Here is a 17,664-nt window from a genome sequence, read left to right on the forward strand (position 1 = left end):
CGCGCCGCTGCCTGGCATTTGACCTGGATCAACGCCGCGAATCGTCGTCCTTCCACGGCGCCGAGAGGTAGCGGGTACGGTTGAACGTCTCCAGCCATTCCGGGCAAAACACCACCAGCGCGCTGATGACCATGCCGTTGATGAAAGCTTCGGGAAAGATGATCAGCCATAGGTAACCGACAAAATCTTCCAACCACTCAGGCATCGCAAAAAGACCGTCTAACCACAACAGGCCCAGGCCGGCCAACAGGCACAGCAATGCCGACAGTGCGGCAGCAAAAAAGCCCGAACAGAAGATATACACAAAGGGGTTTCTCGGCTGCGCCCGCTCTACCAGCAGCGCGCACCCTTCGGTGACCAGCACTGGCAGCACGATCAGCAGCAGGCCATTGATGCCAAGCGCGGCCAGGTCCTGGCGCCCCAGCAATATCAAGCCAAGCTGGGCGGCAAAGCCTCCGACGATTGCCAGCGGCCAATCCAGCAGCAAGGTCACGGCGGTCATGCCGATAAAGTGGTAGGACACGCCGGTATCGAAATCCCGTCGCACCAGCCACAGCATGAACAGCGCAAACACCGTACCGAACAGCAAATGCTGGCGCCGACGGTCGGCAAACAACTCCACCCATGGCGAGCGCAGGATCGCCCACATCATCACGGGCGCATATACCAGCCAGCCGAAGCCGAGAGTCTGGGGTGCCAGAACCGCTGCACTGATCACGGATGCTCTGCCTTCACCAAAAACCTCATCACACACCTCGTCCCTGGGCCTGTTTCACGCAAGCATTCTACACCCGGGTTTTAAGGCAAGACTTCCTGTGGTCATCATTTGAACGCTAAGCTGCGACTATGGATGACTCAGATTATTTGCGCCTGCTCACCGTAGCAGCCGAACAAGCCAATGCGTTTCTGTCCAATGCCCGCAAGTGGGAGCGTGAGCGTTGGGTCTGCCAGCGCCTGTTGCAAGGCTTGAATGTGCCCTACCGTGTCGAAGAATTCCACGCAGCGGGCCAGGAGCCGCCCGACGTGTTGTTTCGCGACGCCAGCTTCGAGGTCTTTTTTGTGTTGGATGAGGGCCGCCGCCTGAATGACGAGTGGCGCGATGAGTTGCTGCGCAGGCGCAGTGCTTTCTCCTTGAGTCAACTGGTACGGCGCGAAGCCAAGCCACGGCGAATCCCCGCCCATGAATTCCTGCTGCGCCTGGCCCCCACACTGCGTAAAAAAGCCCACAACTATAAAGAGCGCGGGATGGACCTGGGGGAGTTGGACCTCATTGCGTTTACCAGCCTCAAGCGCGAAGTACTGGACCTCAACAGCCATTTTCCGCCGCCGACCGAATACCTGCGCCAGGGCTGGCGCTCGCTGTCACTGGTGGGTCCAACCTTCGCCCGGGTGTTGTTCGCGCACCCGGACGCACCGGACTTCTTGCGCAACAACCTGGGCCGCAGCATAGTGTTTGATGTCGGCATCAGCCTTTGATGCCCCTGGCTGTAACGTGGCGCCCCTTTGCAACGTCTACCTGACGAGGCCTTTATGACCAGCCGCCTGAAACCCGATGACCAAGAGCGTGTCGAAGAGTACCTGCGACTTTCCCAGCACAGAGTCGAGCGCAAGCCTTTCCGGCCGTGGCTGCTCCTCTGCGTGGTGCTGGTCGTGGTAATCGGGCTCGGTGCGCTGAGCCGCCTATTGAGTTACCTGACGCTATGAGCCGCATGGCGCTCGCGAGGGTAACTGCTCCGATTTCTTTTAGCCTTGCGAGATATCCCCATGACCCATCGTATTATTATCGTCGGCGGCGGTGCCGGCGGCCTGGAGTTGGCTACCCGCCTGGGTAAGACTCTGGGCAAGCGTGGCAAGGCCAGCATCACGCTGGTCGACACCAACCTGACCCACATCTGGAAGCCGTTACTGCACGAAGTCGCTGCCGGCTCGCTGAATTCCTCGGAAGACGAACTCAACTATGTCGCCCAAGCCAAATGGAACCACTTCGAGTTCCAGCTGGGCCGTATGAGCGGGCTTGATCGTGAGCAGAAGAAAATCCAGCTGGCCGCCACCCTCGACGAAGAAGGCCGCGAACTGGTGCCTGCCCGCGTGCTGGGCTATGACAGCCTGGTGATTGCGGTAGGCAGCACTACCAACGACTTCGGCACTGAGGGCGCAGCGCAACACTGCCTGTTCCTCGATACCCGCAAGCAGGCCGAGCGCTTCCATCAACAACTGCTCAACCACTACCTGCGCGCCCATGCCGGGCAAACCGACGCCGTTGAACAGATCAGCGTCGCCATCGTGGGTGCCGGTGCCACCGGGGTCGAGCTGGCCGCCGAGCTGCATAACGCCGCCCATGAACTGGCCGCCTATGGCCTGGATCGTATCAAGCCGGAAAACATGCACATCACTCTGATCGAAGCCGGCCCGCGGGTATTGCCTGCACTGCCGGAGCGGATCGGTGGGCCAGTGCACAAGACCCTGGAAAAACTAGGGGTGACGGTACTGACCAACTCGGCGGTCAGTGAAGTAACTGCCGATGCCTTGATCACCAGCAGCGGCCAGGTGATTCCGGCCAGCCTCAAGGTCTGGGCGGCCGGTATCCGCGCACCCGGTTTCCTCAAGGACATCGACGGTCTGGAAACCAACCGCATCAACCAACTGCAAGTCCTGCAAACTCTGCAAACCACCCGCGACGAAAATATCTTCGCCTTTGGTGATTGCGCCGCCTGCCCGCAACCGGGCACCGACCGCAATGTGCCGCCACGTGCCCAAGCGGCTCATCAACAGGCCTCATTGCTCGCCAAGTCGCTGAAGCTACGAATCGAAGGCAAGGAGCTGCCGACCTACACGTACACCGACTACGGCTCGCTGATCTCGCTGTCGCGCTTTTCCGCGGTGGGTAACCTGATGGGCAATTTGACGGGCAGTGTGATGCTGGAAGGCTGGCTGGCGCGGATGTTCTACGTGTCGCTGTACCGCATGCACCAGATGGCGCTGTATGGGTTCTTCCGCACGGCGATGCGGATGCTGGGCAGCAAGATCGGCCGCGGCACCGAGCCACGCCTTAAATTGCACTAACAACCTGGTCTCGAAGGAGGCCTGGCAAATGTGGGAGCGGGCTTGCTCGCGAATGCGCTGTGTCAGTCAGTACATCTGTGACTGAACCACCGCATTCGCGAGCAAGTCGAATCGTCGCACCGCCGCTCCCACTTTATTTTGCGGTGAATTCAGAATTTGCGAGCACAAAAAAAATCCCCGTATCTTTCGATACGAGGATTTTTAATATGGTCGGGGTAGGGGGATTCGAACTCCCGACATCCTGCTCCCAAAGCAGGCGCGCTACCGGACTGCGCTATACCCCGGTAATAAAAAGGCGACCTTTCAGTCGCCTTCTTCGATCAGCGCTTTTGGCCTCTGATCTTAAGATTCGATTCCAGCGTTAACTGGTCTCAAAAATGGTGGGTCGTGTGGGATTCGAACCTACGACCAATTGGTTAAAAGACAATTGGTTTTAGTGCTTCATAGCCCAGGATCGTGTTCGCTACACATAGCTGTTTCCGTGGCCTCGCAGCCTCTAATGAACCCACATTAGAGGCTCCAAACCATGAAAATCTCTGCGGTCGTTTCGACCAAAGGCGGCGTAGGCAAAACTACCATCGAGGCCAACCTCGGCGCTTTTTGTGCGGATGCAGGCCTGCGCGTGCTCATGATCGACCTAGATCCTGCACAGCCTTCGCTCTCCTCGTATTACCAATTGGTCGATGAAGCTCAAGGAGGCATCTACGACCTGCTGGCATTCAATATCACCGAATCAGCCAAGATCATATCCAGCACCACGATACCAAACCTGTCGCTTGTCATTTCCAACGACATCAACAACCAACTGAACAGCCTGATCCTGCAAGCACCTGACGGACGGTTGCGACTCGCCAACCTGATGCCGGGCTTCAAAGATCATTTCGACCTGGTACTGATTGACACCCAAGGCGCCAGGTCGGCAATGCTCGAAATGGTGGTCCTAGCCTCTGATTTGGTCATATCCCCACTTCCGCCCAATATGCTCGCTGCACGGGAGTTCAGCCGGGGATCCATGCAGATGCTGGACGGCCTGCGCGCCTATGGGCGCCTGGGCATGAAAATCCCTCCTGTGCGGATCGTCGTCAACAATCTCGACCAAACCACCGACGCGCAAATGATCGAGCAGTCGGTACGGGAAATTTTCCAGGACAATGACGAAATCAACGTTCTGGAATGCGTCGTCCCCTCCGCAGTGGTGTTTCGTAACAGTTCATCCCTGGGCGTCCCAGTACACCGCTTGGAATACAGACAGCCTTCCAACCGCATATCCCCTGCAGCCCTTGTCGTGATCCGCCAATTGGCCATTGAGCTTTTTCCAGAATGGCGTGACCGCTTCGAGGCCATGACCGAGGAAAAGGTAGCTAACTTGGTGAGGGAGGGTCGTTGAAATGGCGAAGCCCTCCATTACCGACGCCCGCAGTATTACTGCAAACCTCATCCTAGAGGTTGGCAAGTACTACAGCGCTCAGCAATTGCGCAGCTTGCAAGCCAAGCTCAGTGGAACCGCACGAGAAATCCGAGCCCTGACAAGCGGTTACCAATTACCCGGTCGGATTGGCGCTCAGTTGAGCGTTGACCAGCTTCAGCTTTTGCAGGACGCCGCGAAGCTTATCGAGTCAGTGAACTCGAACATTAAGCACGCGAAGGAAAAGCGCGGCCGCGACGAAAACCAAGCCAAACGCCGTCAGCAAAGTCGATATGCCGAAGCCAAACGCCTGGTAGCTGAAACATATTTAGAACCCTTTGCTCCTGAGCCAACGGCTTTGGACCCTCTTCTAGATATTCTTAAAACAGCGCTGACGCTTAATCGAGCAGACGTTTTCAGGAATGGTTATTCCCCTAGGGAGTTCAATCTCAGGCTCCGTGATTACCTGTCGCCTGCCAGAACTCGAAAGCTCATTGGCTGGACCAGCCCAAGTGCTTTTTGGATAAGCACGGTTCTCTCTCTTCGTAATGACGTTGTGCAAGCTGTTGAGCAAGAGATTGCTTACGACGATGGGTCAAGTGTTCAAGACCGCCTTGATGCCCTGAAACAGAAGGTTGCGGACTGCCTTGCCCGGACTCACCTCTCTGCTGATGAGGAAGAAACACTTCGCCTGTGGTCAGAGGCGCTCTCCCCCCGCCTCCAACAGGAAGGGGGTGAATGATGGACAAGCAAAAAGTCCTCAGCAAGGTCGCCAAACTCATGGCGCTGGCCAAGTCACAAGGCGCTGCCCCAAACGAAGTGGAAATTGCACTTCGTCAAGCTCGCCATTTGATGAATCAGTACAACTTGGAACACACCGAAGTCGCTGCCCATACAATCGAAGAATCCATTGTGGGTACCAAAACCCGTCGGGCACCGCAGGATTGGCTGCACAACCTGGCCTCAATCTGTTCCCAAGCCTTCGATTGCAGCCACTTGGCGTATTTCAATCCGCTACTTGGCTGGTCCTTCAAGTTCTTGGGGAAAGGTATTTCACCCGATCTGGCAGCTCACACCTATTCAACGCTGCATCACCAGCTTGTCGCAGCCCGACGAGCTCATGTTGCCCAGCAGAAGCGCTGCCAACTGAAAACCAAACGTCACCGCGGCCAACTGTTTGCCGAGGGCTGGCTCAATGCCGTCGCCTCTAAGGTGAACCAGTTTGCAGGTGGGATAGACGAAAACACTGCGCTGGAGATCCAAGCCTACCTGGAATGGCATCATCCAAAACTAACGCTAGCCATTATCAAGCCCATCGAAGCCAAAGGTCATGACACCCGCTCTTTGCAAGCGGGATGGGACCAGGGCAAGCATGCCAGGCTGCATCGTGGTGTCGGACAGCAGTCACAAGGAGCCCTTGGGCATGGAGGGAGCCAATGAGAACTCATTCGCTTTCACCTTTGGCCATGGCGGCGCTGGAACAAGCCAGATCCCAACTTGGGCTTGCCCCGGTTCACAAACACCATGTTTGGAGTGAGGCAGAAGAGCGCTCGCTCATTGCCCGCTATCCCAATGAACCGACTCAGGTCCTAGCCGCCGAATTGGGGCTCAGCGTCTATCAGGTCTATGCCAAAGCCAAACGGCTGGGCTTGAGCAAAAGCGCCGAGTTTCTTCGCAGTAGTCTCTGTGGCCGGCTTGACGGCAAGTTGGGCGCAGAATTCCGCTTTCCCAAGGGATCCGTCCCATGGAATAAGGGCCTTAAGGGGCTCCCCTCCTCTGGCCGTATGACTCAGACGCAGTTTAAGGCCGGCAATAAACCGGGGAACTGGCTGCCTATTGGCAGCCTGCGCACAACTCCTGACGGTTATCAGCAGAAGAAAATCACCGATACCGGTTACCCACCCGTTGACTGGAAAGCCGTGCATGTACTGCTTTGGGAGGAGCATCACGGACCAGTCCCTATAAACATGTGCGTGTGCTTCAAGGACGGCAACAAGGCCCATATAGCCCTGAATAACCTGGAGTTGCTGACGAGAGCAGAACGTATGCGTCGGAACACCATTCATCGGTATCCGGAAGAGCTGAAATCCGCAATACGCGCTATCGGCAAACTCAAACGCACCATCCGGGAGGTTGAACATGAAGAACAAGATTGAAGATCTACGTAATCACCTGTTCGTCGCGATCGAGAGCCTCCTGGACCCAGAAAGACCAATGGAAATCGAACGGGCCAAAGCGGTTGCCGAGGTTGCTCAGGTCATGATCAATTCAGCGAAGGTTGAAGTCGACATGGTCAAAGCCCTAGGGGCACGCAACGGGAGTGGTTTTCTTCAGATAGGCCAGGAGTCTGGGAAATGAATCACCTTGACCTCTCACCTCCCTACTCCGTAGAGGCTGAACAAGGTGTGTTAGGTGGGCTACTGCTCGACAACAACACCTGGGATCTCGTCGCAGACAAACTGGATGCCTCTGATTTTTTCCGACACGACCATCGGTTGCTGTTCCGGACAATGGCAAGCCTTGCTGACAAGTCCATTCCGTTCGACATCGTCACCGTCCACAACGCGTTGGAGGAGCCAGACGAAGCCGGAGGGCTGAGCTATCTGGGCGAGCTGGCCAAAAACACGCCGTCTGTAGCCAACATCGAGCATTACGCATCCATCGTGCGTAATCGCTCTCGGCTCAGACAGCTCATGTCCCTTGGATACCAATGCTCTCGCGAGGCGACAGACCCGTTGGCAAGTGCGGAGGATGTTCAAGAATCAATTGAACAGCAACTGTTCGCTCTGGGTGAAGGCAAGAGCGCAACGGAATTCGTCAATATCAACCAATGCCTGACGAACGTCGTCGAACAAATAGACGAACATTTCAACGGCAATATCACCGTGACCGGCCTGCCTTCAGGCCTGGAGGACCTGGACGAGCTGACGTCGGGTTTTCAAGAAGCCGACCTGATCATCCTCGGCGCGCGCCCGTCTATGGGGAAGACCTCTCTGGCCTTGAACTTCATAGATACGGCTCTGCAGGCAAAGCTTGATCGTACAGTTCAGGTTTTCAGCATGGAAATGCCGGCCAAAGCACTGATGTATCGATTGATGGGCATCCTAGGCCATATCGATCTGGGCAGGCTATTGAAGGGCAAGCTCGATGATGATGATTGGCCGAAGCTGACTGCAGCGGTTTCTCGTATTAATGGCTATGGAGAGCGGCTGGTCATCGACGACTCATCAGCGCTCACGCCTGCAGTAATCAGAGCTAAATCTCGTCGAGCAGCTCGTCGCTTCGGACACCCGAGCTTGATCCTGATCGATTACCTGCAGCTCATGCGCTGCCCAGGTCAGGAAAACAGGGCCAACGAGATCAGCGCTATATCCCAGTCCCTCAAGGCCCTAGCGAAAGAGATGAATTGCCCGGTGGTTGCGCTTTCCCAGCTCAACCGAGAACTGGAGCGACGGCCAAATAAGCGTCCGATCAACGCAGACCTGCGTGATAGCGGTGCGATTGAACAGGACGCGGACCTGATTATGTTCGTCTACCGGGACGAGGTGTACCACCCTCAGAGCGAACACAAAGGCATTGCAGAAATCATTCTCGGCAAGGCGCGTAACGGCCCAACTGGGACCGTACGAACAGCCTTCATCGCCAATCAGACCCGGTTTGCCAACCTCAGTCCCAACGCCGGCTGGCAAGGGGCTCAACTATGAAAAAGCACACCTCAGCGATGAATACTCTCGTACGCATCACTCACTGGTGCCTTCAATGCGATAGCCACCACCCGAAACATCAAGTGAGTGGCGCTCCAGCCTTACCCGGCGGTGAAGTGGACGAGCTTATTTGCCCTACTTGCAATAGCTATGACATCGAGGAGCTTCAGGAGGTGTCGGATGCACAGTAGCGCCGAGCTATTTCCTAGTATCCATGCCGGTGCCGTGTTCGAAGCCTCTGCTGTGGCTCATGCCCATAAATCTGGGATCAACCCGGTGGAGCTCGACGCATTAGCTCAAGCGATCGGCCGCCTTGCTCGTGACCACAGCACCGTGGTCCCAATGAGCATGCGTGAGGATCTGTTGGAGTTTGAGAAGCTCGGCTACGTCGAGCTGACCAACACGCCCAGCGCAACAATTACCGTTGAACTGCTCTGTGCGGGCGCCTTGCTATCCAGCTACTTCTGGTCGGTTTGGGTGCCCCGCTACCTCCAGTGCTGCTCGCTGAAAGTGGCCGTCATGTCTCACCTGCAACACCCCGCGGAAGTTCAGCACTGCAGCGTGGTGTTCCGCGTGCCTGGAGCACGTGAGGCTACGCGTCACTTTTTGCATGAGCTCGGTACCAAGTTTCCTGGCGATCAGGCTGAAATCATCGCGATCCAGACCGGTAACGTTCTGGCAGACAGGGATGCAGAGCTATGACCACCAATCTCCTACGCGGAAAAAGCGAGAGCCTTCGTGTACTCGTGAAGTTTGCTGAAGCGAATGGCTGGACGGTGTCTCGCACTCAAGGTGGCCATATCAAGTTCACGAAATCTGGCCTTGGATCGATTTACACCTCATCAACCGCAAGCGATTACCGCTCAGGCCTCAACGCCAAAGCCCGTATTCGTCGTGCTGATCGAGCTCAAACCCTACACTCGCAGGAGGCAATCTAATGCCTATCCGTCATTGCATCGTCCACCTGATCGACAAAAAACCCGATGGCACACCTGCTGTTCTCCAGGCACGCGATTCGGAGCTATCCGAATCGGTCGCCATCGAGAACATGCTTGCCGACCTCAACGAGAGCTATAACGCCAAACAAGGCAAGGCCTGGGGTTTCTTCCATGCCGAGTCCGGCGCGCACCCGTTTAGCGGCTGGTTAAAGCAGTACTTTGAAGGTGACCAGGACTTCACCGCCTTCAGCCACACGGCGGTCGAGCATCTGCAAAAGCTGATGGAAGAGTCCAACCTCTCCACCGGTGGCCACGTACTGTTTGCCCATTACCAGCAAGGCATGACCGACTACCTAACTGTCGCCCTGCTCCACCACAGTGAAGGCGTGGTGGTTACTGACGATCTGGACGTCACTCCTTCACGCCACCTGGACGTTGGCCAGTTGCACCTGGCAGCGCGTATCAACTTGTCCGAGTGGCAGAACAACAAGCAATCCAAGCAGTACATCTCGTACATCAAAGGCAAAAACGGTAAGAAGATCTCGGGGTATTTCAGCGACTTCATTGGCTGCATGGAAGGCGTCGACGGCCCGGGCGAAACCCGCGCCCTCCTCAAGGCGTTCAGCGACTTCGTTGAAAACGAAGACCTGCCAGACGAATCGGCCCGCGAGAAAACCAAGGCCCTGGTGGACTACGCCACCAGCCAGGCCAAGCTCGGTGAACCCATGGGCCTGGAGGAACTGTCAGGCTTGATCGATGAAGATCGCCCCAAGGCGTTCTACGACCATATCCGCAATAAGGACTACGGCCTGTCGCCGGAAATCCCCCTGGATAAACGCACTCTCAACCAATTCCGTCGGTTCACCGGCCGTGCCGAAGGCTTGTCCATCAGTTTTGAAGCGCATCTGCTAGGGGACAAGATCGAGTACGACGAGGCGTCCAATTCATTAGTCATCAAGGGGTTACCTACCCAACTCACTGATCAGTTGAAACGTCGCTGAACACACTTTCTACCCTAGGCATCGGAGCCCACCATGAGTAACAAACCACAGCGTCTGCATGAAGAAAAATTCGTTATTCGCCTGCCCGACGGGATGCGCGAACGCATCGCGTTGGAAGCACGTGAAAACGCCAGGTCGATGAACTCAGAAATTGTTTATCGGCTGGAGACAACTGCCGAACTTGAAGCTGCTCTGGATCGTGCTTTGAAAATCATTGACCAGCTTTTGGCGGCAAGCCCGGCTTATGAGCAGCCAGGAGCCAGAGTATGAAAGCGTCTTTGGCCCAAACCATGAAAGATAAGCTGTTGCTGCCGGCGTTTGAATCGAAGTCGCCGGTGGCAGCGCGAATGAGCGACCCCATCGTCGATACCCCCATGCTGTTGACTCTCGACGAAACGCTGCCGTATGACGAAAACCCAAGGACGACTCGTAACCCGAAGTACGATGAAATTAAAGAGTCGATACGAAATCGGGGACTCGATACGCCACCTCCCGTCACTCGTAAACCTGGGGAAGATAAGTACCGGATCCGCAACGGCGGCAACACTCGCCTGGCAATTTTAAACGAGTTGTATCGTGAGACCGGCGACGAGAAGTACTTCAAGTTTCACTGCCTATTTCGACCCTGGGACGCCGTTCGGGGCGAAATCATCTCGCTCACCGGCCACTTGGCTGAAAACGACCTCCAAGGCCAGCTCCTGTTCATTGAGCGGGCTATTGGGGTCGACAAAGCGAGAGCGCTGTATGAAACAGAGGCAGGGGAGTCTATCTCATTACGTGAGCTTTCACGGCGGCTGTCAGCGGATGGCTACCCGGTCTCCGCGTCTCACTTGAGTCGTATGCACGACACCATTCGGTACTTACTGCCAGCAATTCCAGGCGCGCTGTACTCTGGACTGGGAGTAGACAGAATCATAAAGCTTCTGTCTTTGCGCAAAACAGCTCTTCAGTGCTGGGATCGCAATTATCAAGAGCAGGAGCAGCACCTTGATTTCGATACGCTTTTCCAAGATGTACTGTCCCAGTTTGAGGGCGACGCTGAAGAATTTCTATTCCAGCGATTTCAGGACGAACTGATAGATCACCTTAAAAAGCCGCTGAACCTCGGCTACGAGCAAATACTGTTGGAAATCACTCAGAACCAGGACCAATTGCGCCGGTCTACGCCGGTTCTTGAGCTGCCACAGTACCCTGCATCGCAATTTGAGGGGGGGACTCAACTTAACGTTTCGAACAATGGCATTGAGGCTAATCAGAACCCTCTACAACTACCCCCTACTACTTCGGGGGGCAGCACACATAAGACGACGCCCTCCAAAGAGAGTCCTTCACCTCAAGGGGTGCAACAGCAACTGGCCCCAACTCCGCAGGAGCAAATGAGCCCACAAGAGCGCCAAGCACGTATCGATGGGCACGTTGCGAGCCCTGTGAAGACTTCTCCCAGAGTCGACAAGATGAAACGGGAGCTCGCTGCGCTTGACGGTGAGGTCTTGCCCGACTTCGCCTCCAATGCCTTGGTGGCCATCCCTGTTCAAGCTGGCGGACTCAATCCCATTTCTGACCTTTGGTACATCGAACGCGAAATAGACAATACCGCGACCCTGCGTCAGCACATCGCTCAATTGGCTCGCGAAATAGCCAGCTCGGTCAAAGCCCCAGGTCAATTTATCGATATCGATGGTGGCGTCGGGTTCAGCTACCGACACCCCGAAGCGGAAGTCGAAATTACTGCCACAGCCCAACATACCTTGACGCTGCTCCAGTCTTTGAGCGGCTCGATGGCCATCGTACTGAAAATGATTCAGCAGCAACCCAAGCTTCAAATCGACGCGTTGGCTGACTTTGAGTTCGCAGCCGGACTGGGCCAGATCTTACTGGGCCAGCCTCACACAAAAGATCAGCCCCCTGAAAGTGAATGCCGTCTCAGCGACGGCGCTCTAGTGAAGCTGTTCCGCATTATTCGTCTCGCAAGACGTTTGATTGACCTGGAAATCCAGTCAGTCGCCAACAACGGTCCGAATTCAGCCAGTTAACACACGGACTCTACAAGGGGGAGTCGTCATGTCCAAGACACCAATAAATGAAGCAATCCTGTCACAGGTGCTTCATCACATGCGTAATGGCCAACTTCGGCGCTGCATCGAAATGGGCCTGGAGCCAGAGATATTGGCTCAGCTCCAACAACCTTCAGTACTGAGCTTGCTGCTTAACACTCCCGTGTCTTGGTGCAACGTCACCATTGATGGGGACATGGTAAAAAAACTACTGTCAGGCGCGCAGCGTTCTGATGAAGAAGTGCGCATGATTGAACGTGCGCTGCGACTTGGCGCGACCACTCAAATGCTGCAACAGTTCTTCGGGCTGTCTCCGCAGGATGTGGCCCTTCAACGCCTAATGATCGGCGTGACGGCACGTCGTGGCCGTTGGCGCGAATTCAGTGAGGAGATGGACGCTCAGCTTTGGTACCGATGGACGCACCTAATGCAAGAGCATCAGGTAGAGCTTGGCGACAGTCTCGCGTTGCTGGACATCGCCATGTTGGTCGCCGAGGAACTCAATGCTCCACAGGATACTAGCCCAGATGAGACCCACGAAAACCTCAGCCTGGCCATCATCTGGCATCGCATTCAGTCCTGGATAAAGGAAGGGCTTTACCCTCCTGCAAACCCTGGCCTTCCGAGAAGGCTACAGCTTGTGTCTTCTCAACGACTTGCACAGCCTGCAGCGACATCGGTGGAAGGTGACTCTGTATTATGAGGTTGTCTCGGCTTCCCTTGTCGACGCTTTTAGACTCGGCCTCGGGTCACCTTGAAGCTCATTTGCTTCAGAAAAAAGAGTCGGCGCCTCCGGGGATTGAAGGGTCTTCCCCCTACTCCGGAATTATTTTCAGCGGGAACCCACACGAAACGGTTCCTCGCCGATTGCTTTTGGATGATCGCTTAACCCCGCTTGAAAGAAACACCTGGCAGGTATTTCGCCTACTGATCAATGACGACGGCCTTACGGCGTTCCCTACCTATGACCAACTGCGGCCATATTTGGGTATGCAACCCGGTAGGCCTGCCTCGCGTGAAACTGTATCAAAAGCATTAGTGACCTTACGTCTCACCCGTTGGCTTAGCCTGGGGCGACGGGTGCGCAATGATCTGAGTGGACAAGTGCAAGGCAACGTCTACCTGCTTCACGACGAACCGGTCACACCGGCCGAAGCTATAGAGTTCGACAAGGACTACTTGCAGCTACTCGCGCAGTCAATGCAGCACCAGACCAAGGTGATTCGCGAAGTGGCAGAAATTGCCTGGAAGGAATTTGCAGCTGATCCTGATGTTGGCCAACGCTTACCTAGCAGGCTGGACATCATCGAATCCCGCATGAATAGCCAGGCCTGGACCAAAGCGCAGGCTCCAGTCGTTCTTAAAGCGACTGAGTTCGGAATCCGAACTCAGCAAAATATAGCTCTATCTCCACTGAGTTCGGATACCGAACTCAGTGAAAAAGGCGAAGAGCGAATCGCTTTGGAGCAGAGTTCGGATGCCGAACTCAGCCGTAAATCACTGAGTTCGGACTTAGTTCGGCATCCGAACTCATATAGTACGTATACAGATACACACAAAGATGTTTGTAAAAGCTCTGTACATGTACCGCCCACACCAAACGACATCGCTGCCGATTTGCTCGGTGCACTGCATCGACTACCGGTCGAGCAAAAACAGAACGCGGTCCTGGCGCTGCAAAAGGTTCCAGCAGAGTTGAAAACCGCGCTCATCAAACAATGGGTCCACCGCTGTGACTCGGGAGGGGTCCGAAACCCGCTTGGATACTTAATGACGCTCGTCGGCATGGCCGTTCGCGGCGATTTCAACAGCCAATGGAACCCTGACGACAAGGCAAAAGCGAGCCCCGAGCGTCAAGACGCTTCAGCCCCGCCAGAGGGCGCAGAGCAGCCGACGAAGACGCTAACGCAGACGCGTAGCCCTGAGTCGATACAAACCGCAAAACACACACTCAGCGGAATGCTGCATCTGCTGAAGCCTAATCGGGGTACACATCCATGATGTCAGGTGGACAACCAGAATATCGTGGTAACGCGGCCCAGAGCGAAGCGGTCGTGACCGGAATCTGTGCCAGCTACACAGCAAGTGTTGCGGCCCGCAACACCCTGACAGGAACCGAAATACGCCGCGGCCGCCACGCAAGTGACTCGGCCCAAATCACTTGCCCAGGATCCGGCATTCGTGCCAGCGACACGGCAAGTGTTGTGGCCCACAACACCCTGACAGCATCCGGCACCGGAGGTGGCCGCCATATAAGTGGTGCGGCCCGCACCACCTTGGCAGGATCCGGCATCCGTGCCGGCGACATGGCAAGTGTTGTGGCCCACAACACCCTGACAGCATCCGGCACCGGAGGTGGCCGCCATATAAGTGGTGCGGCCCGCACCACCTTGGCAGGATCCGGCATCCGTGCCGGCGACACGGCAAGTGTTGTGGCCCACAACACCCTGACAGCATCCGGCACCGGAGGTGGCAGCCATATAAGTGGTGCGGCCCGCACCACCTTGGCAGGATCCGGCATCCGTGCCGGCGACATGGCAAGTGTTGTGGCCCACAACACCCTGACAGCATCCGGCACCGGAGGTGGCCGCCACGCAAGGGATTCGGTCCGCACCGGCGAGTTTCAGCTCTTCCTATATAGAAGCCTCAACAAATCCCCTTCCATCGGGCTACGTATTTAATGCTGCGTCCCCTATAGCCAAATTGCAGCATGGGTACGTCAATCCTCTTCCCAAGGAAACACTGCACCATGGCTGATAACTTCCGGCTCAACATCGGTTCACTGCGCAGCGATGTGAAGCTCACCCTTCACACTCACCACGCCGCTCGTATATGGATGGGGCGCCCTAAAAATGACCTCAAAGCCGGCATCATTGGTCTGTCAGGGTTCTGCACTGTCGTCAATCGAATGTCTCGAGGCGCCCAACAGGATGATCCCTACTCTGACTGGTGGATGATCCTCCTCGAGGAAAAGATCAACGATTCCAAGGAAGCGTTAAAGACCATCGAAGATCGCCTGGACACAGCCATGGCCTCTCTTCCACCGGCCATCAGCATTAGCGAAAACCTCTCGATCCAGCCTGTCAGCCTCCCGCTGTACATCTCCAATCCCCTGGGATTTCAGGCTGTGTACCTGCTGACGAACTACGACGAAATTGTCAGACGCATTCTGTTGGCCCAGCACGTTGGCCTTGTCGGGCGCCACGATATGGAAACCTGGATCGACGAAGGCGCAGCGGTACTGCGGAGACTGTTTGGTCTGGCCCAGATCTATAAGTACTCAGGCGCTGCCCGCGACGACTTCGCTGCAAACAATGCCAAGGCTGAAGCAGCCCGCAAAATGTACGAGCGGTACGGTGAGCTGCCACAAGACATCCTGGAAGGCACCCGCCGTTCGAATTTCGCGCCACCGATCATCCGCGGTCAGCAGCAAACCGAGACGGATGATCATCTCGATGACCCCGTTGAGGGTTAAAGAGCATGGGCCAGATTCCCTCCAATGATGGGTCGCTGCAACAGACCGCCTTCCGGCCACTGCAACAGGAAGCCTTTCAGCGACTGCAACAGGCTGCCTCACTAAAGGGCCTTTTAAAGCCTTTTAAAGGTAAGGGGGAGCTGACCCAATTTGCCGATCTTTGCCGAGCTCAAGAATCGGACTTAAAAGCTCTTGCCCAGGAAGTGCTGAGCCAGGCCCGCCGATATCCATTCACCCTAGTTCCAGTGCGGTTGACTGAGCAGAACACCCAAGCCGGCACCCAGTTTTTGAGATGGCAGCAGGTGACAGATCGGCGGATGGGCGTAGGGGTTTGGGCAGAAATGATGGGCTCACCCAGAACACCGGAATCCATGCTGCAGGATCTTTACGTGATGGAGCTGCAGCGCATCACCTTGAATATGCAAATGAGTTTGCTGCACTCGATCACCAAACAGGCCGCCGAGTGCGCAGAAAAAATGGGCCAGGCAGAGGCCGTGTATACCGCTCGCCTGCAGCAGCTCAACAACCCAACGCAACACCAATAACCTCGGAGAATACTCATGGGCACGCCCGTACAAGGCTGGGAAGGCAATATCGGTTCTGCACCGGAATTCAAAGAATTCCCCAACGGCAATAAAGACCCACGTCGACTCATGCGAGCCAACGTTTACTTCGACAATTCGATTCCGGATGGCAAAGGCGGCTACGAAGATCGTGGCGGTTTTTGGGCGAATGTGGAGTGGTGGCACAAGGACGCCGAGCATTATTCGCAACTGTTCCAGAAAGGTATGCGAGTGCTGGTTTCCGGTCGCGCCGTTATGGACCGTTGGAAGAACGACGATGACGAATTCGAAGCTTTGAAAATCCAGGCCAGCCGGGTCGGCATGCTGCCACACCGCGTGACCATGGTGAATCTGGCGCCTTCGCAAAACCAGAATTCGCAACAGTCCAACAGACCCGAATCGCGGCCGCAGCCAGCTCCAGGCCCGGATGAATATCCAGATACCGATCCACCGCAATTCTGAAAACAGGGGCTTAATTTTTCGGCCCATTCGTGTAGCTGTCGGTGTTGGGGGAAACAGCTCATCGTTTCCCCCGACCTCATTAGAGAACCACTACAAATTAGGACGTGCCGATGGATGAAGTTTTGAGGGACCCAACAGGGTACGTTGTCATTGGCGCAGAGCACCCAGCTTTAGGCCGTGTTTACTGGGCTTACTTTGATGAAAGCGAGGTGAATGCTCCGGACTACTACGGGCTCACCCTGGACATAAACCGAGCATCATGGGCTCCAGTTGGGTGGCGAACGGGAGAGTATCTGATGGGGGGCCGTGGAGAGACAGACCTTGATACCTGGCAAGCCCGCCGATTTATCAACACCTTGCTCGATGAATACCGCTTAGATACTGAATACCGCGTCGACTTTGACGACGACGACGAAATGACTGAACACTTATACGGCAAGCTGGAACAACTACGTGTTCAAAGCGGACAATCCACTCAGGACTTCATCGCGTGGATCAGAGTTGCGAACTGGACGGACGAGCCAGCTTCGAATTGACATCAAACCGCCAATTGGTTGGCAAAAAATCGCGCCATTCGTTAACTTTCAGGTTGAGTCACACTTCCATTCGGCTATCTCAAGCACAGAAGTTTAAAACTTCCGTTTTTGATGCAAAAAAATGCGCTATTCGTGATGTTACTGTCTGATAGATCTGTTCTTCGGGGACCGATAGCCAATGGCGCAATCTCGAACTTCTTTGAAACCAGCAGATAGGCGGCAATTCAATAACCCCCATACTGCCGTTCAAATAGCCGGTGCTGACGCCGCCCGAAAAGGGCTACGGGTGTATGACTGCCCTTACCACCATCCTGCGATGCGCGCGTCGTGGCTAAAGGGCTTTGCCCAGGAACAGCAGCTGACGCTGGACCTCTAGCCGCTAAAAGCCTCCCGTTGTGCATTGACCATTTCCCATTGAAGCCTTACCTGCCATGACGTGACAGTCCCGCTCTGCATAATTGAG

The 17,664-nt window shown here is 55.6% G+C and carries 23 protein-coding genes and 1 tRNA gene; 22 read left to right on the top strand and 2 right to left on the bottom strand.

Going from position 1 to position 17,664, the window contains the following annotated elements; all coding sequences use genetic code 11:
- Nucleotides 1–28: 28 nt before the first annotated feature.
- A complete protein-coding gene (locus HBO10_RS05485; RefSeq protein ID WP_034126249.1) occupies nucleotides 29–718 on the bottom strand; it encodes an energy-coupling factor ABC transporter permease in 690 nt (229 codons plus the stop codon).
- Between the two features lie 128 nt (nucleotides 719–846).
- On the opposite strand from HBO10_RS05485, the gene HBO10_RS05490 reads away from it, so the two are divergent.
- The 3 genes from HBO10_RS05490 to HBO10_RS05500 are packed head-to-tail and all read left to right on the top strand — an operon-like array spanning nucleotide 847 to nucleotide 3,063.
- Nucleotides 847–1,476, top strand: coding sequence for a DUF1780 domain-containing protein (locus HBO10_RS05490; protein WP_003188431.1), 630 nt, complete (start codon nucleotides 847–849; stop codon nucleotides 1,474–1,476).
- A 54-nt stretch (nucleotides 1,477–1,530) separates the two neighbouring features.
- A complete protein-coding gene (locus HBO10_RS05495; protein WP_034126248.1) occupies nucleotides 1,531–1,704 on the top strand; it encodes a DUF3094 family protein in 174 nt (57 codons plus the stop codon).
- A 60-nt stretch (nucleotides 1,705–1,764) separates the two neighbouring features.
- Nucleotides 1,765–3,063: an NAD(P)/FAD-dependent oxidoreductase gene (locus HBO10_RS05500; protein ID WP_034126247.1), complete on the top strand. Its 1,299-nt coding sequence runs from the start codon at nucleotides 1,765–1,767 to the stop codon at nucleotides 3,061–3,063.
- A gap of 207 nt (nucleotides 3,064–3,270) precedes the next feature.
- On the opposite strand, the gene HBO10_RS05505 is transcribed toward HBO10_RS05500, so the two are convergent.
- Nucleotides 3,271–3,347 (bottom strand) — tRNA-Pro (locus HBO10_RS05505).
- Between the two features lie 242 nt (nucleotides 3,348–3,589).
- Here HBO10_RS05505 and HBO10_RS05510 point away from each other — a divergent pair.
- The 19 genes from HBO10_RS05510 to HBO10_RS05600 all read left to right on the top strand — a co-directional run bounded on the left by HBO10_RS05510 (nucleotide 3,590) and on the right by HBO10_RS05600 (nucleotide 17,577).
- A complete protein-coding gene (locus HBO10_RS05510) occupies nucleotides 3,590–4,450 on the top strand; it encodes a ParA family protein (RefSeq protein WP_008437313.1) in 861 nt (286 codons plus the stop codon).
- A gap of 1 nt (nucleotide 4,451) precedes the next feature.
- Nucleotides 4,452–5,210, top strand: coding sequence for a hypothetical protein (locus HBO10_RS05515; RefSeq protein WP_008437314.1), 759 nt, complete (start codon nucleotides 4,452–4,454; stop codon nucleotides 5,208–5,210).
- Entirely contained in the window at nucleotides 5,207–5,908 is a 702-nt protein-coding gene (locus tag HBO10_RS05520) for a DUF2786 domain-containing protein (RefSeq protein ID WP_008437315.1), read from the top strand. The genes HBO10_RS05515 and HBO10_RS05520 overlap by 4 nt, the downstream gene beginning before the upstream one ends.
- Nucleotides 5,905–6,624 (top strand): HNH endonuclease signature motif containing protein, encoded by a 720-nt coding sequence (locus HBO10_RS05525; protein WP_020301295.1) that lies wholly within the window; start codon nucleotides 5,905–5,907, stop codon nucleotides 6,622–6,624. The genes HBO10_RS05520 and HBO10_RS05525 overlap by 4 nt, the downstream gene beginning before the upstream one ends.
- Nucleotides 6,608–6,826, top strand: coding sequence for a hypothetical protein (locus HBO10_RS05530; RefSeq protein WP_008437317.1), 219 nt, complete (start codon nucleotides 6,608–6,610; stop codon nucleotides 6,824–6,826). The genes HBO10_RS05525 and HBO10_RS05530 overlap by 17 nt, the downstream gene beginning before the upstream one ends.
- Nucleotides 6,823–8,172: a replicative DNA helicase gene (gene dnaB / locus HBO10_RS05535; RefSeq protein ID WP_008437319.1), complete on the top strand. Its 1,350-nt coding sequence runs from the start codon at nucleotides 6,823–6,825 to the stop codon at nucleotides 8,170–8,172. The genes HBO10_RS05530 and dnaB overlap by 4 nt, the downstream gene beginning before the upstream one ends.
- A 180-nt stretch (nucleotides 8,173–8,352) precedes the next feature.
- A complete protein-coding gene (locus HBO10_RS05540; RefSeq protein ID WP_008437321.1) occupies nucleotides 8,353–8,874 on the top strand; it encodes a hypothetical protein in 522 nt (173 codons plus the stop codon).
- Nucleotides 8,871–9,110: a type II toxin-antitoxin system HicA family toxin gene (locus HBO10_RS05545; RefSeq protein WP_008437325.1), complete on the top strand. Its 240-nt coding sequence runs from the start codon at nucleotides 8,871–8,873 to the stop codon at nucleotides 9,108–9,110. The genes HBO10_RS05540 and HBO10_RS05545 overlap by 4 nt, the downstream gene beginning before the upstream one ends.
- Nucleotides 9,110–10,111 (top strand): nucleoid-associated protein YejK, encoded by a 1,002-nt coding sequence (gene yejK, locus HBO10_RS05550; RefSeq protein ID WP_008437326.1) that lies wholly within the window; start codon nucleotides 9,110–9,112, stop codon nucleotides 10,109–10,111. The genes HBO10_RS05545 and yejK overlap by 1 nt, the downstream gene beginning before the upstream one ends.
- A 33-nt stretch (nucleotides 10,112–10,144) precedes the next feature.
- The gene (locus HBO10_RS31625; protein WP_008437327.1) at nucleotides 10,145–10,381 is read left to right on the top strand and encodes an Arc family DNA-binding protein; all 237 of its coding nucleotides are present in this window, start codon (nucleotides 10,145–10,147) and stop codon (nucleotides 10,379–10,381) included.
- Nucleotides 10,378–12,144: a ParB family protein gene (locus HBO10_RS05560; protein WP_008437328.1), complete on the top strand. Its 1,767-nt coding sequence runs from the start codon at nucleotides 10,378–10,380 to the stop codon at nucleotides 12,142–12,144. Before HBO10_RS31625 ends, HBO10_RS05560 begins: the two co-directional genes overlap by 4 nt.
- Nucleotides 12,145–12,172: 28 nt before the next feature.
- A complete protein-coding gene (locus tag HBO10_RS05565; protein WP_008437329.1) occupies nucleotides 12,173–12,868 on the top strand; it encodes a DUF2857 domain-containing protein in 696 nt (231 codons plus the stop codon).
- A complete protein-coding gene (locus HBO10_RS05570; RefSeq protein ID WP_019816979.1) occupies nucleotides 12,865–14,166 on the top strand; it encodes an STY4528 family pathogenicity island replication protein in 1,302 nt (433 codons plus the stop codon). Before HBO10_RS05565 ends, HBO10_RS05570 begins: the two co-directional genes overlap by 4 nt.
- A complete protein-coding gene (locus HBO10_RS05575) occupies nucleotides 14,163–14,846 on the top strand; it encodes a hypothetical protein (RefSeq protein WP_125919920.1) in 684 nt (227 codons plus the stop codon). Before HBO10_RS05570 ends, HBO10_RS05575 begins: the two co-directional genes overlap by 4 nt.
- Before the next feature lie 68 nt (nucleotides 14,847–14,914).
- Nucleotides 14,915–15,640, top strand: coding sequence for a PFL_4669 family integrating conjugative element protein (locus tag HBO10_RS05580; protein ID WP_008437331.1), 726 nt, complete (start codon nucleotides 14,915–14,917; stop codon nucleotides 15,638–15,640).
- A 5-nt stretch (nucleotides 15,641–15,645) separates the two neighbouring features.
- Entirely contained in the window at nucleotides 15,646–16,185 is a 540-nt protein-coding gene (locus HBO10_RS05585; protein ID WP_008437334.1) for a DUF3158 family protein, read from the top strand.
- A 15-nt stretch (nucleotides 16,186–16,200) separates the two neighbouring features.
- Complete coding sequence (locus HBO10_RS05590) at nucleotides 16,201–16,665, top strand: single-stranded DNA-binding protein (RefSeq protein WP_169921945.1); 465 nt, start codon at nucleotides 16,201–16,203, stop codon at nucleotides 16,663–16,665.
- 110 nt (nucleotides 16,666–16,775) lie between these two features.
- Complete coding sequence (locus HBO10_RS05595) at nucleotides 16,776–17,201, top strand: hypothetical protein (RefSeq protein WP_008437339.1); 426 nt, start codon at nucleotides 16,776–16,778, stop codon at nucleotides 17,199–17,201.
- A 178-nt stretch (nucleotides 17,202–17,379) separates the two neighbouring features.
- Nucleotides 17,380–17,577 carry a CrpP family ICE-associated protein gene (locus HBO10_RS05600; protein ID WP_073845721.1) on the top strand — a complete coding sequence of 66 codons (198 nt, stop codon included), beginning with the start codon at nucleotides 17,380–17,382 and terminating at the stop codon, nucleotides 17,575–17,577.
- The last annotated feature ends 87 nt before the right edge of the window (nucleotides 17,578–17,664 follow it).

The sequence above is a fragment of the Pseudomonas sp. WS 5503 genome (assembly GCF_012985385.1).
GTDB classification, from domain to species: Bacteria; Pseudomonadota; Gammaproteobacteria; order Pseudomonadales; family Pseudomonadaceae; genus Aquipseudomonas; species Aquipseudomonas paracarnis.